This is a genomic window from Mucilaginibacter polytrichastri, assembly GCF_001911425.1.
In the GTDB taxonomy this organism is placed as follows: domain Bacteria; phylum Bacteroidota; class Bacteroidia; order Sphingobacteriales; family Sphingobacteriaceae; genus Mucilaginibacter; species Mucilaginibacter polytrichastri.
In genome coordinates this window covers 3,497,105-3,512,418 of record NZ_MPPL01000001.1, presented here as the reverse complement: position 1 = coordinate 3,512,418, position 15,314 = coordinate 3,497,105, and the positions used below count along the sequence as shown (strand labels likewise).

Below are 15,314 nucleotides of genomic sequence, written 5' to 3'. Positions count from 1 at the left end.
GCCTTATTCTGTCTTTAAACTTTTTATAGGGTTAACAATAGCGGCTTTTACAGATTCATAGCTAACGGTTAGCCAAGCAATGCCCAAGGCTGCTACAGATGCGGTAAAGAATATTAACCAGCTAACATGTATATGGTATGCAAAACCAGCCAGCCAGCTATTTACGGCATACCAGGATAGGGGTATGGCTATACAGATGGCAATCAATATTAATTTGGTGATGCCGGTGGATAATAAGTAAACGAGGTTTAATACAGATGCACCCAGTACTTTGCGCACGCCAATCTCTTTGGTACGCTGCTCGGCCATAAAAGCTGATAAACCATATAAGCCCAGGCTGGAGATGAAAATACCCAGAATAGCAAAAAGGTTAAAAATGTTGCCCATTTGTTGTTCGCCTTTGTAAAGATTGGATAAGTCCTGGTCAAGAAAATCGAATTTAAAAGGGTAAGCGGGGTTAAATTGCTGGCTTATTTTTGCTAAAGCCTGTATGGTGGCGCTGGTTTTTCCGGGTAGGGTTCTTACCACTACAAAACCACCGGCTTTATTAAAACTCATAACCAATGGCTCTATAGCCTGATGTATCGGTTTAAAATTAAAGTCCTTTACAACGCCAATAATATTGCCTTTAACACCCTGTAAAGTTATTGTTTTACCTATTGCTGTAGTTGCATTTAAGCCCATAACAGTTATCATTTTTTCATTAACCATGTAATTGTTAGAATCGGCCAAAAAAGATCCTGAAAAACTTCGGCCCGACAATAAGTTCATCCTGAAAACACGGGTAAAATTCTCATTAACAGATATGCGTGGTATAGCAATTTGTAGGCGTGGGTCTTTGCCTTTCCAGTCTGCGCCGCTGGCATTAGATAAATTGGTTGGAAGGTCAGACGTGATGGTGAAATTATTGGTAAGCGAATTTTGGTTTAGCTCGTTCTTTAAAGCTTGCTCGCTGCTCCACATGTTTCCTGTTATCGGCATGTATAAGAGATTGGCTTTATCGAAACCCGGATTGCGATCTTTTATAAATTTAAGCTGATTATAAATAACTATTGTGCCCACCAGTAATACGATGGAGACCATAAACTGTACAACAACCAAACTATTACGAAACAATAAATTACTGCCCATTGATTTTATATTTCCCTTAAGTACTTTAACCGGGTTAAAACCAGAAAGGAATAAGGCCGGATAACTGCCGGAGATAAGCCCGGTTAAAAAAGCGATGCCTAAAAGACCTGCCGAAAATTTAACATCCGACAGATTTAGGGTGAGTTTTCTGTCGGCAAGTTGGTTGAATACCGGCAGGCATAAATAAACTATTCCAAGCGCAAATAGCAAGGATAGAAATGAAATAAACACCGATTCGCTTAAAAACTGGACAATCAATTGCCCGCGGACAGCGCCTGCAACCTTGCGTAAGCCAATTTCTTTGGCCCTGCGGGCCGAACGTGCTGTGGCCAGATTCATGAAATTAATACAGGCAACTATAACTATTAAAATAGATATTATAAAAAAGATGTTTACGTATTGCGCATTCCCGTGGCCCGGGAAATCGCCCATTTGCTCTGGTGCAAGGTGTGTTTTAGTTAAAGGCTGCAGTTGAAATAAGGCCGTCATTTCGGGGTTATGCTTATGAAATATCTGGTTAATTTGCGTTTCCAGCTTTAATAAATTCGCCGCAGAAGGGTCAAAACCTTTATCTAATTGAATATAGCTGTAAAAACTAAAGTCATCCCATGTGTTTTTTTGCAGGCCGGCATCTGTTTTGGCTAAAGAGGCCATTGGTAGTATAAAGTCAAATTGAAGTTGCGAGTTAGCAGGTATATTTGCAAAAACCCCGGTTACTATTACATTTTCACTATTATCTTTTTTTAAGAATTTACCAATCGGGTTTTGATTCCCAAAGTATTTTATTGCCATTTCCTGCGTTATTAAAACGCCGTCTATATTTTTTAATGCTGTAGAACGATTACCCTGCACAAGTGGAAAAGAAAACACATCCATAAAACTGGGGTCTGCAAAGAAAACACGTTTTTCTTCAAATTTCCTGTTGCCCCATTCAAGCAGGGAAGTTTTGATCGAGCTTAAGCGAGTAATATTTTTAATAACCGGCATTTCTGCTTTTAACCCGCCAGGCATACCTGCCGGGTTAATTGCGGCTTTAAATTCACCGATACTACAAGTTATACGATATATTTGACCCGCATTTTTATGAAACTTATCATAGCTTAATTCATTTTGCACCCAAAGCAAAATCAGGATACTGGAGGCCAGGCCAATCGCTAAACCGGTTATATTAATTATGGAATAAGCTTTATCCTTTATTATATTTCTGTAAGCCAGTTTAAAGTAGGTCTTCAACATAATTGTATATTTTAAAGTAACTGTTGTTTAAAATCCATGCCATATAAATAACTATTTGATAATGAAATGTTTATGATGATAATTTTATAAATACCGTACGGAAACGTTACAACTGGTGTGCGGTTTTATCAGTTTTAATTTGCCTGTAAAATATTAACACGCGCTAAACTTTTAAGTAAGTATGGAGTTAAACCCATAGCCAATTTGATATATAAGCGGTTACAGATTTTTAAAACCATTTTTTTATAGCATTTTTGCACCCTGAAATTAAAATGACGCTTCCTAACAAAATTTCCAAATTTATATGTGCTGTAGCCGGGGTTGTGCTTATTGCAACCTTGTGTAGTTTCAATTCACAGGCCGATACAGCAGGCGGTCCGTTTAGGTTTCATACCATTATCATTGATGCCGGGCATGGCGGTAAAGATCCCGGTGCGCATGGCGCTTATTCGCTCGAAAAAAATGTGGCCCTGGCTATTGCTCTAAAGTTGCAAAGAGCGATACAAGAGCAAATGCCGGAGATGAATGCGGTGATGACCCGAAACTCTGATAAGTTTATCGAACTAAATGAGCGTGCACGTATTGCCAATAGCAGCAAAGGGAACCTGTTTATCTCTATCCACTGTAACTCGTCGCCGGTATTAAAGGGTAGTAAAGAAAAAGGCGTGCTGCTGCTGGTGTATGGTTTCCACCGTAGCGAAGAGCAGCGCGAGGCCATTCGCGAAAATGCTTCGATATTTATAGAAAAAGATTACAAAGAAAAATATGGCGATTACGATCCTAATTCGCCATCGGCATCTATTGTTTTAAATAACTATATGCTTAAATACCGTAAGCAAAGCATCCTGTTTGGCAGTTTGGTAAACGAGGAACTAAAAACTACCGATAACCGCCGTAGCTTGGGTGTTAAAGAGCAGGGGGTACTGGTATTGGCACACAGCGCCATGCCCGCCGTATTGGTAGAAACCGGCTTTATTAATAATGCCGAAGAGGAAGACTATCTCAACTCAGAAGAAGGTCAAAATGCCATAGTCCGTTCTATCGTAAGGGCGGTAAAGGCCTATAAAGTAAAAACCAGCGCTAATTAATTACGCTCTTAATCAGTAGATTAATTCTTTAAGGGAAAAATATCTACTAAAATTATAGACTTTATATTTTTTCTCTATATTTGTCACAGTTTAACGTTCTTTTTTATACTTATCCAGAAAGACTGAGGGAAAGGCCCGATGACGTCTTAGCAACCTATATTGTTTTAAAAGGCAATAAAAGGTGCTAACTCCTGCTCCTGTATTCATTACCGGGGGAAGATAAGCAGCACAAGTACATTACTTGTTACAATGAGTTTTGCTCATTAGTCTGTCTGGATTTTAAGTTGAAAAAGTTAACACTTAATTTGAAAGACATACCATGAGAGTTTATTTGGACAACGCCGCTACCACGCCTTTAGACAAAGAAGTTTTTACAGCCATGACGCCCTACCTGCTGGATCATTTTGGCAACCCATCATCACTGCACGAGCATGGGCGCAAGGTAAAAGATGCCATAGAAACAGCCAGAGCCACCATTGCCCGTTTGCTTAACGCCGAGCCCGAAGAAATTATATTTACATCAGGAGGTACAGAGGCCGATAATACCGCAATTTTATCGGCAGTTAAAGGGCAGGGTATAACGCATGTAATTACCACCCGCTTTGAGCACCACGCCGTACTGCATACCCTGGAGGCTTTGCAACAAAAGGATGGTATTAAAGTAAGCTTTATTGATGCCGACCGGCAAGGTAACCTCGATCTTAACTATTTAGAATTACTGCTGGATGCTAACCCGCGTAGCCTGGTATCTGTAATGCATGCCAATAATGAGGTTGGTAATATAAATGATATTGCGGCTATTGGTAACCTGTGCGAAAAGTACAATGCCCTGTTTCATACCGATACGGTGCAAACCATAGGGCATTACCGCCACGATCTTAAAAAACTGAAAGTCCATTTCCTGGCTGCCTCGGCACATAAATTTCATGGACCGAAAGGAGTAGGATTTATCTATTGTAAAAAAGGGATCAAATTGGTGCAGCTTATCCACGGTGGTGGGCAGGAGGCCAAGCTACGGGCCGGTACAGAAAATATCCACGGTATTATCGGTTTGGCTAAAGCTTTAGAAATTGCTTACCAGGATATTGACCATCATCAACGATATATCCAGGGATTAAAAGATTATATGATCGCACAGTTAACCGATCTGATACCCGGTATCGGTTTCAACGGCAACTCGGCCGTTGCCAACAAAAGCCTTTACACCGTGTTGAGTGTAAGCCTGCCATCGCCGGTCTTTGCACGCAGCCTGCTGCAATGTTTGGACGAGGAAGGCATTTCTGTATCGGGCGGCAGCGCCTGCTCGGCGGGTGGTGTATCGCATGTGTTGCGGGCTTTAAAGGCCGATCCGTTAAAGGATACCATCAGGTTCTCATTCAGTAAACTAAATACAGTGCGGGAGATTGATTACGTGATCGAAAAATTAGCCGGTATTTTTCAATTCGAAGCCGCATAATAATTTATAAATTCAAACATAAAAATAAACAGCAATATGAGTTTAAGACTAGGCGATAAAGCGCCAAATTTCAAAGCTAAAACCTCCGAAGGAGATATAGATTTTTACGAATTTTTGGGCGATAGATGGGGCGTATTATTTTCGCACCCTGCAGATTATACACCGGTTTGTACTACCGAACTGGGCCGCACCGCATCATTAAAAGATGAATTTGAAAAACGTAACGTAAAAGTAGTTGCCCTGAGTGTAGATTCGGTTGAATCGCATAAAGAATGGATCAAGGACATTAACGAAACGCAGAATGTGGAAGTTAACTTCCCAATCATAGCGGACGAAAATCGCGAAATTGCAGAATCTTATGACATGATCCACCCCAATGCTTCGCTTACCGCTACCGTGCGTTCTCTGTTTATCATTGCGCCCGATAAAAGCATTAAACTCATCATTACCTACCCTGCATCTACCGGCAGAAACTTTGTGGAGATTTTACGCGTGATAGATTCACTGCAGTTAACCGCTAACTATAGTGTAGCTACCCCGGCCGATTGGAAAGACGGCGAGGATGTGGTGGTGGTACCGGCTATTAAAACAGAAGATATCCCGGCTAAATTCCCTAAGGGCCACGTTGTAGTTAAACCTTACCTGCGTTTAACCCCGCAGCCTAATAAATAATTTATGAACCAACTGATGCTGTGCCACAGGTATAGCATCGGTTTTAAACACATCATCACATGAAAAATTTGAGCATTGCATTATTGCTGGTACTTTTTGCATTTACAGCCAAAAGCCAATCGGCAGACGAACGCGGTTACATCGTTAAAGTAGGAGACCAGGCTCCGGATAACTTTGAACTGGTATTAGCCAACGGACAAAAAACTTCGCTAAAGCAATTGCGTGGTAAAGTAGTAATTCTGCAATTTACGGCTAGCTGGTGTTCTGTTTGCCGTACCGAAATGCCCCATTTAGAAAGTGATGTATGGAAAGCCTACCAAAATAAAAACGTGGTGCTGATAGGTGTCGACCGCGACGAACCACTAGCCAAAGTGCAGAAGTTCCACGAAGACATGAAGATCACCTACCCGCTGGCGCTTGACCCGGGTGCAGATATCTTCGGCCTGTTTGCGGATAAAAAGAGCGGTGTTACCCGTAACGTAGTCATTGATCAGAACGGTAAGATCGCTTACTTAACGCGATTGTATGACACCAACGAATTTAACCAGATGCTGAAAGCGATTGATGGTTTGGTGAAGAATCCGGTTGCGGCTTCGGAGTAAATTATTCCGATTTATTCTCCTGTTATTGATTTATTCAATTATATCGGCGAGCTTTACGATAGCCTAAACGTGCCGTAAATGGATAGAGACCTTAACGAAGAATTTAAAACACTTGTAAAGATAGGTGTAGCACCTAAATTAAAAGAATTAGGTTTCAAGAAAAGTAATTTCAATTTTAATCGTCCTCTTGATGAACTTGTTCAATGCATAAATATTCAAAGAAGTCAATGGAATCATAATGAAAGTGTTTCATTCACTTTTAATATTGGATTCTATAATGAAAAAATATATAGGCTACTAAGAAACCATATCAAGCTTTCCAATTTTATAAAGGTTACAGATTGTTTCATTTGGGGAAGGTCAGGAAGTTTAATATATAATAGGGATCATTGGTATGAACTGAATTTAGAGAAAAGCTACAGCGATGTTTTTTCTGAAGTAATCAATGATTTAGAAAATTATATTATTCCATTGTTCGAAAAATATTCAAAACTAAATACTCTAACACACTTTCTGGTAGCTAAATATGAAGACCAAACTTTTCACATAAGTGCTAATGAAATAGTAGTTTTTGAATTGCAATTTGGAGATTTTCAAAAAGGCAGGACGTTGTTAATTGATATTTATAAACAAGCTCTCATCCCTAAATCTGGCATGCAAAAAACTATTTATCCCGATGGCAGGGAAGAAATTAAGTGGTCTGAACCATCTGTTAATAATTTTAATATTCAAATGTTGGAGCAGTTGGCTGAACATTATGAAATTAATTTACAAGGATAAAATTCTCTCCAAATTATCCATAATCGCCTGAGCTTTATATGGATTAGGTCAATCCTATAAAATCCTTGGTGTAATTTTAACACGATTAGATTTATTTTTAATATACTTGAATAATTATTGTTGCCCGCTGCTATTTCGGCATGGTAGCAAAACCAATATAAACCGAAACGTCTGATCGTATCTATTTAATTTTATATGAAAAAAAGCAATCTTTTTCTTTACGCCACCATGTGTGGGTTCTTTGTCGTGCAGCAAGGTTTTGGTCAAACTAAACCTGGGCAAAAGTATACCGCAGCCAACAAAACTGTAAAAGTATACACCACAGCCAAAAATACCGATTTAAAAATCAGCTCGACCGAAAGTCTGAGCTTTACAGACAAGCCCCAGCCAGGCGAAACCGAGGTAAGCATTTTTGTTGATCCCGACAAAAAATTCCAAACCCTGGTAGGTATTGGTGGTGCGCTAACGGATGCATCGGCCGAAACTTTTTATAAGCTGCCTAAAGACAAGCAAAAAGAATTGATGACCGCTTACTTTGATAAAACCAAAGGAATCGGTTACACCATGGGCCGCACCCATATTCAAAGCAGTGATTTCTCGAGCGAATCATACAGCTACATTAAAGAGGGCGATGCCGAATTGAAAACCTTTAATGTAGATCATGATAAAAAATACCGCATCCCCTTTATTAAAGAAGCGATGAAAGCGGCCGGTGGCAAGCTCGATATTTTTGTAACGCCATGGAGCCCGCCGGCATTTATGAAAACTAATAACGACGTACTGCATGGTGGTAAATTGAAAAATCAGTTTGCACAAAGCTGGGCTAACTTCTATGTAAAGTTCATCAACACGTATGAAAAAGAAGGTATCCCGGTTTGGGGCTTATCGGTACAAAACGAGCCTATGGCCACTCAAACATGGGAGTCGTGCTTGTACACTGCAGATGACGAGCGCGTATTTATTAAAAAATATTTAGGCCCAACCTTAGCTAAAGCCGGTTTGGGGAGTAAAAAACTGATGGCATGGGATCACAACCGCGATTTAATGTATCAGCAGGCTTCTACTATCTTAGGTGATCCCGAAGCTGCTAAATATGTTTGGGGCATTGCTTTCCACTGGTACGAAACCTGGACAGGTGCCGGCATGAACTTTGAAAATGAGCGCCGCGTGCACGAAGCATTCCCGGATAAACAGTTAATGTTTACCGAAGGCTGCCTGGAAAAATTTGATTATGATAAAATTAAAGACTGGGCGCTGGGCGAGAAATACGGTTACTCCATGATTAATGACTTTAATGCAGGTACCGCAGGCTGGACCGACTGGAACATCCTTTTGGATGAAAAAGGCGGACCAAACCACGTGGGTAACTACTGCTTTGCACCTGTACATGCCGATACCCGCACCGGCCAGCTGATCTACACCAATGCGTTCTATTACATTGGCCAGATCTCTAAGTTTGTTAAACCGGGCGCAAAACGCATTATCAGTTCTGCAAGCCGCGACAAGTTGTTAACCACCGCGTTCCAAAATCCGGATGGTAAAGTTGTTGTAATTGTAATGAACCAAAGCGACGATAAAGTACCTTACTTTTTATGGATAAAAGGTAAAGCTGCTAAAGCAGAAGCCTTGCCGCACTCTATGGCCACATTGATAGTTGAGTAATAACAACTATAGGTAAAATAGCAGAAAGGCTCCCGATATCCACCGGGAGCCTTCTTATTTTAAATTAGGGGTATATGTGAAATTTGAAATGCTAAAATAAGGTGGTAGTTAAGCCAATATTAAAATTGAAGAAGCTAGGGGTAAGGTTGCTTTTGGTTGATAAATTTTGATAATAGGAAGGCTCAAATACCAGCGCAAAGTGCGGAACAATATAATACTCGATACCACCGGCCATTTTAAATATGGCATTATGCTGGGTAGCACTGCTAACGGTAATTTCATTGTTAACGTAGCTGTTTACTTTTTCGTAACCATGGTTAATTAAGCCGCTTTGCCCAAGTGCATAAATACCCCAACCTTTATATTTAAAACGATAACCTGCACCAATAACAAAGCAATTGCTGGTAAATTTGCCATTGGTTACATTAGTAGCAATAATGTTGTTTTTGGTATAGCTACTGTTTAATACATCAAAATTAAAGCGATAAAATACTGCATTAATGTAATGGGGGCGGTACTCGGCACCTGTATTAATAGAGATCCCATTTTTAAACGCAATACCTCCCGCATCACTATTTACTATATTATAGCCTACGCCGCCTGGGAAATAAAATCGTTCTGCAAATTTTTCGGTTTGTGCAAAAGCCGCATGCTGTATAAGCAAGAGCATGCTGGTGCAAACCAGGTTGCTAAACGTGTTGCTGATTGCCCGGGCGTTCAAACTTTTGGAATGGTATTTTAAGGATGTTGCCAAACTTGGAGTTCTGTTGTTCGTCCATGTGGGTATCAATGCCAAATACGGTATATTCTCTATCTAAATTGGCATAAGTACCAAACAGCCTGTCCCAGATACTTAATACATCGCCATAATTACGGTCTGTGTAAGGTAACTGGTAATGGTGGTGTACATGGTGCAAATTGGGTGTAATAAAAAGCCAGCTGGCAACCCTGTTAACACGTTCGGATAACCTGAACTCGGTATGGGCCGAGATATTAGCGATAGATTGAAACGTTTGCCTTAACACCAATACGCTCAGCATCGGCCCGCATAAAAACACCCAAAGCATTAAAAAGCAGGTTCTAACGGCAGTTTCACAAGGGTGTTCGCGTAGGGTTGTTGATACATCAACATGCAGATCGCTATGGTGTACCAGGTGAAATTTCCACAGAAATTCTGTTTTGTGCATAATCACATGATAAGTATACTCGCAGAGATCCAAAAGCAGAAATAGGCTGATGTAGTAAACCCAGGGATTATTATGATACGGTATAAAGTTGATAATACCCCAATGGTGCAAATTAGTCCATGCCGCAATCAACACCACAAACCCTGTGAAAAAGAGCTGGATGGGTAAACCAGTCAGGATAAATAAGTAATTGCTGCGTAAATGCTTCCATTTGCTTTTAAGGCTATTTTTAGCAAGTATAATTTCGGACACCCATAGCGAGATAATTAATATCGCATAAAGGGCAACCTGTACCTCATCTTCATGATGAGCAATAAATGCACGAATCTCGTTCATACTTAATTAGGGGGTATTAAGTTATGCCATCAAAATTAACAGATGTTTAAAATCTTAACGTTTCTTTTTTTCTGGCTTCATAAAAAGTTCATAAATGCAATAACTTTTGGCTACTGCATTTTATAAACCAGTACGGTAAATGTTCCGGGTAATGCTTTACGGGTGCCTGGTTCAAATTGGGCTACACTAAGGTATATTTTATGCGTTTTAGGGTCTAATGTCATTGTTCTGGCACGTACTTGTGTGGTTAAAGTTTGTACCACACTGTACTGGTCTGCGTTTTGCTGCTTAATAATGGTAGTGGTACCATCTCCATTGGATACAAAGATCAGTTTAGTTTCGGCATCATAAGCTACGGCATCAACACCTGCACCAATTGCTACAGTAGTAATCACTTTACCTGTGTTGATATCAACCACGCTCATTCCTTTGTTTTCGCGGCAAACGGTAAACGCACGGCTGTTCTTTAAATCTAAGGCCAGGCCTGTTGGGCCTCCACAAGGAGAGAGGCTGTAGGTTTTAATTACCTTTAAAGTTTTAGAGTCAATTACATTGAGACTACTTTTATCTTCGAGGTTGTTATATATTTTACCTTTACCATCTGGTACTGCAAACTCGGGGCCGCCACCTAAAGCTACGGTGCCAATCTGTTTTAAAGTTACCGGGTCAACTACCGATGAATTATTGCTCTCGCCGTTAAATGAAAAAACCTTCTCGGCATAGGGGTCATACATAATGGCATCGGGGCCTTTGGCATCAACCGGGATGGTTGCCAGTTTCTTCAATGTTTTCAAATCAAAAGCTACTACAGCGTTAGCTTTGCCGTCGCTGATAAAACCTTTGTTAAGTTTATTATCTATGGCAATGCCGTGTACACCTTTCATGTCGTCAATTACACCCACAGGCTGGTCTGTGGCCAGGTCTATCACATTAACCATAGTGCCGTGCGATACATATAAACGATTGTTTACATGGTCTATAGAAAGGTAATCATAACCGCCATCACCGGGCAGGGCAATTTTTTTATCCAGTACATAAGTTTGTGCATGCAATGCAACCGGTAACAATACTGTAGCCAGCAAAACGGCAATACCGTTATAAATATTTTTCATGTAGTTTTTTATTTAAAAGTGCATAACAATTCTGTATAAAAACTGTATTAACGAACCTCTGGTTTAACAAATTGATGGTTACGGTAAAACAGCCTGATCATACTCGGTAATACAATTAATAATAAAGGCAGTGCTGCCAAAAAGCCGCCTATAACTGCAATGGCCAATGGCTGATGTAATTGTGCACCGGCACCAATACCCAGCGCCAAAGGCATTAAGGCAATAATAGCGCCCAGGGCAGTCATTAATTTAGGGCGAAGCCGGGTTGATATGGAATAAACAATGGCATCGTCAATACTGGTTTCCATAGCACTTTGCTTAAATTGCCAAAAGGTGAAAATGGCATTTTCGCCAATGATGCCCACAATCATAATAAGGCCGGTATAGCTGCCCACATTTAAAGGTGTGTTGGTTAAATAGAGGGCTAAAAAGCTGCCCGCAATACCCAATACTGAAGTAACCAGGATGATTAACGCTATACGGAACTGCTTAAACAGAAACAATATCACGCAGAATACCAGTAAACTGGAAGTAACCAATATCAGCAGCAACTCCTTAAATGATTGTTGCTGCTCGGCATAAGCACCGCCATAGCTGATGTGATAGCCCGGTGGCAGGTTAATTTTATGAGCTATGCCGTTTTTAATAGCAGGGATAACGGTACCCAGGTCGCTATTGTCTAACCGGGCGCTTATTACGCCCATAGATTGCAGGTTTTCGCGGTTTACTTCTGCATCGCCTTGTCGCAGCTCAACCTTGGCCAGGCTGGTAATCGGAATCAACTTACCGTTGGGCAAAAATACATTGAGCGATTTAATACCATCTACATTAAGTGTGCGGTTATTAGGGTATACAATACGTATGGGCGAAAGTTGCTCTTTCTCAAACAGGTTGCCTACCACATTCCCCTCCAGTGCCGATTGAACCTGAAACTGAAGATTGGTGGGGTTTAAATTATATTGGGCCAGCTTGCTGTAATGCGGCTCAATACTTACCGAAGGCCCGGCAATTACAATCCCATCAAATACGTCGGCTGTACCTTTAACATGGGTTACAATTTCGGCTATTTGTTTGGATAGCGATTGCAGTTTGGCCTGGTTATCACCAAAAACTTTAATCTCTATGGGTTGGGTTGAGGTCATTAAGTCGCCCAGCATGTCGCCAATTACCTGGCCAAAATCTACACGCAGGGCAGGTTGCGAGGCTTCTATTTTACCACGCAGGTCGCTAATTACCTCTTCTGTAGTTTTATTATGCGATTTTTTGAGCTGGATAAGGTAATCGCCTGTATTTGGCTCAGTTATAAAAAAGCCCATCTGCGTACCTGTACGGCGTGAGTACGCTGCAACGTCTGGATCTTTGATAATAATTTTTTCTATTTCGCGCAGCATCCTGTCGGTTTCTTCTAACGAAGTACCGGGAGGGGAGGTGTAATCGAGCACAATACTGCCTTCATCCATATCCGGCAAAAAACCGGTGGCCAGGTTAGCTGGTATAAATATAATGACGGCGATTAACCCCACGATAATGATAATACTTATTACAGGTTTCAGGATAAAAAATTCTACCCATTTTTGTCTTTTAACTAAATGCGCTTCTTCTTTTTTTGCACCGGCACTTCCCGGTTTTTTATCGCGGCTAAGTAGTAAATAAATAACGGGTAAGCCTATCCAGGTTACAAAAAACGAGCATACAAGGGTAATGATCATCGTATTGGTCATTACATTAAAATAAGCACCGGCTACACCGGTCATCAGCATAAAAGGAATAAAAATAACAATGGTACTTATCGAAGAACCGATCATGGCTGGGAAAAGATAATCGATCGCTTTTTGTAAAAGCTTTACCGTAGGTTCGTCGGGATGCTCTTCGTGCGTACGGTGAATCTGCTCTACCACCACAATAGCATCGTCAATAATTAGCCCAATGGCCGCAGCAATTGCGCCCAGCGTCATGATGTTGAAGGTATAACCTATGGCATATAAAACGAGCAAGGTAAGGCATAGTGTAACTGGTATGGTTATTAAAATGGTAACACTGGCTTTAACAGAGCGCAGGAAAATAATAGCGACAATAATGGCCAGTACCAAGCCAATCCATAAACTGTCCGTCACACTTTTAATAGACTCGTTCACAAAATCGGCCTGTACATAATAGGGCTTAAGTGATACTCCCTTAGGGAGTATTTTTTGTAGTTCGGCCACCTTTTGCGTCATGGCCGATGATAATGATACCAAATTGGCGTTGGGTTGCTTAATTACCGCTACCAATACACCTTCGTGTCCGTTGGCGTTAATTTTGGTATACTCAATACCCGGGTTTATCTGTACATCGGCAATATCTTTAAGTTGGATAATCCGTTTTTTATTGCTGATTACCAGGTTGCTCAGCTGCTCCCTGGTAGATACTGTTGCATCTGTAACGGTTAAATAAAGAAGTTTATAATCGGCTAAATAACCTTCGGATTTAATGAAATTGGTTTGGGCCAGCGTATTGGTAATAATATCCGGAGTTAAACCCAGGGCACTCATTTTTTGCTGATTTAGCACCAGCCAGTATTCTTTTACCTTACCACCAATAATTCTGATCTCTGATACGCCGTCAACCTGCGACAGAAATGGTTTTATGGTATAGATAGCTAGTTGCTTTAACTCAATAGGCGATAAATTATGGCTTTCGAGCGTATAACCGCTAACAGGCAGGATAGACGGGTTCATCTTTTCTACCGTTACGTTTACATCGGCAGGCATATCATTCTTGATCTGGTTAATGCGCGATTCTATCCGTTGCTGGCTTAGGTCGATATCTGCATCCCAGTTCATAAAGGCCGATATCTCACAGCTGCCGCGGCTGGTGGTGCTGCGCACGTATTGCAGGTCTGGCACTTGTTTAATGGCATTCTCCAACGGTTTGGTAACCGTTACCATCATTTTATTTACCGGCTGCAGGCCTTCATCGGCAATGATCTTGATTTTAGGGAAGGTGATCTCGGGGAAAAGCGAGGTTTGTAGTTTACTGTAAGCAAATAAGCCCCCCATTATAATAATGGCCAATATCAGGCTGATTGGCTTTTTATGCGAAATGAAAAAATTGTTAAACATGTTCATGGCTGTACAACTTTTACTTTAGCGGTATCTGTAAGGCCATAATTGCCGGTTACTATAATTTTATCTTTTGGCAGAAATTTGGGCGACAGGATCTCTACCCTGTCATTGGTTTCAATGCCTTTGGTAATGGATACTTTAACAGCAGTGGTATCATTAATAAGCTTCATTACCCAAAATGCTGTCTGGGTTTCATTGGCCAGTACGGCCGATTTTGGTAAGGATACTGTATTGCTTTTTTCTGCTTTAATTAAATGAGCTTTAGCTATCAGGTTTTCGGGGATGGGGTGGCTGCTGTTCACTTTCAGCACAATACCCTGTGTTTGCGAAGCCGTATCAACAGCCGGCATTAATGAGTTTACCCTTGCGGTCAGCTTTTCGCCGTCGGGGAGGGTTAATTGCATCGACTGATTATTTTTTAACGTACTGTGCAGTTCGTAAGGCAATTGCAATAGAAATACAAAGCTCGATGCTTCGTTAATCACGGCCAGTTGCTCGCCATCCTGCACATAATCGCCGCTCTGGTGGCTTAGCTGTGTAATGTATCCGCTAGCCGAAGCCTTAATTTTATTAATGCCCGAAAATTTAAATGTGGTATCTAAAATACTAATGCGGTTACCAATACTTTGCGCCTCCTTTGTTTTCAGCACAAATAATAACTGCCCTTTGCTTACATACTGGCCGGGCTGCGCATTGCTTTTTTCGATGTAACCATTAATGTTAGCCTTCACATAGTTTTTTTGCAGATAGGCCGATGTGGCATTCAGGTCGATATAGTTACTCAATGAGGTATCGCCAATACTCGTAACGGTTACCGGCGTTTGCGATTTTACGGCAGCGTCTTCATCACCTCCTGCATCTGTTTTGCCTTTGCAGGCTGGCAGGCCTGCAGCTATACAGAGTATAAGCGTTATTTTAAAGAGTGATGTATGGTTTAAAAAGTTCATG

At 41.0% G+C, this 15,314-nt stretch carries 12 protein-coding genes and 1 riboswitch; of the genes, 6 read left to right on the top strand and 6 right to left on the bottom strand.

Annotated features, from left to right (window positions below):
* Positions 1-3: 3 nt before the first annotated feature.
* A complete protein-coding gene (locus RG47T_RS14835) occupies positions 4-2,367 on the bottom strand; it encodes an ABC transporter permease (protein ID WP_074490195.1) in 2,364 nt (787 codons plus the stop codon).
* A gap of 272 nt (positions 2,368-2,639) precedes the next feature.
* Here RG47T_RS14835 and RG47T_RS14830 point away from each other — a divergent pair, with 272 nt between their 5' ends.
* The 6 genes from RG47T_RS14830 (at position 2,640) to RG47T_RS14805 (ending at position 8,627) form a co-directional block, all read left to right on the top strand.
* Positions 2,640-3,455 (top strand): N-acetylmuramoyl-L-alanine amidase family protein, encoded by an 816-nt coding sequence (locus RG47T_RS14830; protein WP_074490194.1) that lies wholly within the window; start codon positions 2,640-2,642, stop codon positions 3,453-3,455.
* Between the two features lie 106 nt (positions 3,456-3,561).
* Positions 3,562-3,681, top strand: a riboswitch (SAM riboswitch).
* A 93-nt stretch (positions 3,682-3,774) separates the two neighbouring features.
* Positions 3,775-4,911, top strand: a complete 1,137-nt coding sequence (locus RG47T_RS14825; protein ID WP_074490193.1) for a cysteine desulfurase family protein — start codon at positions 3,775-3,777, stop codon at positions 4,909-4,911.
* 36 nt (positions 4,912-4,947) lie between these two features.
* A complete protein-coding gene (locus tag RG47T_RS14820) occupies positions 4,948-5,583 on the top strand; it encodes a peroxiredoxin (protein WP_074490192.1) in 636 nt (211 codons plus the stop codon).
* Positions 5,584-5,642: 59 nt separating this feature from the next.
* The gene (locus RG47T_RS14815) at positions 5,643-6,185 is read left to right on the top strand and encodes a peroxiredoxin family protein (RefSeq protein ID WP_074490191.1); all 543 of its coding nucleotides are present in this window, start codon (positions 5,643-5,645) and stop codon (positions 6,183-6,185) included.
* A gap of 78 nt (positions 6,186-6,263) precedes the next feature.
* Positions 6,264-6,965 carry a DUF4304 domain-containing protein gene (locus tag RG47T_RS14810; RefSeq protein ID WP_074490190.1) on the top strand — a complete coding sequence of 234 codons (702 nt, stop codon included), beginning with the start codon at positions 6,264-6,266 and terminating at the stop codon, positions 6,963-6,965.
* A gap of 195 nt (positions 6,966-7,160) precedes the next feature.
* Positions 7,161-8,627: a glycoside hydrolase family 30 protein gene (locus tag RG47T_RS14805; protein ID WP_074490189.1), complete on the top strand. Its 1,467-nt coding sequence runs from the start codon at positions 7,161-7,163 to the stop codon at positions 8,625-8,627.
* A gap of 91 nt (positions 8,628-8,718) precedes the next feature.
* Here RG47T_RS14805 and RG47T_RS14800 read toward each other — a convergent pair whose 3' ends face one another.
* The 5 genes from RG47T_RS14800 to RG47T_RS14780 all read right to left on the bottom strand — a co-directional run bounded on the left by RG47T_RS14800 (position 8,719) and on the right by RG47T_RS14780 (position 15,313).
* Positions 8,719-9,297 (bottom strand): outer membrane beta-barrel protein, encoded by a 579-nt coding sequence (locus RG47T_RS14800; RefSeq protein ID WP_074490188.1) that lies wholly within the window; start codon positions 9,295-9,297, stop codon positions 8,719-8,721.
* A 19-nt stretch (positions 9,298-9,316) separates the two neighbouring features.
* Complete coding sequence (locus RG47T_RS14795) at positions 9,317-10,150, bottom strand: sterol desaturase family protein (protein WP_074490187.1); 834 nt, start codon at positions 10,148-10,150, stop codon at positions 9,317-9,319.
* A 110-nt stretch (positions 10,151-10,260) separates the two neighbouring features.
* Positions 10,261-11,262, bottom strand: coding sequence for a YncE family protein (locus RG47T_RS14790; RefSeq protein ID WP_074490186.1), 1,002 nt, complete (start codon positions 11,260-11,262; stop codon positions 10,261-10,263).
* A 47-nt stretch (positions 11,263-11,309) separates the two neighbouring features.
* Positions 11,310-14,369 (bottom strand): efflux RND transporter permease subunit, encoded by a 3,060-nt coding sequence (locus tag RG47T_RS14785; protein ID WP_245770821.1) that lies wholly within the window; start codon positions 14,367-14,369, stop codon positions 11,310-11,312.
* Entirely contained in the window at positions 14,366-15,313 is a 948-nt protein-coding gene (locus RG47T_RS14780; protein ID WP_074490185.1) for an efflux RND transporter periplasmic adaptor subunit, read from the bottom strand. The genes RG47T_RS14785 and RG47T_RS14780 overlap by 4 nt, the downstream gene beginning before the upstream one ends.
* Between the last annotated feature and the right edge of the window lies 1 nt (position 15,314).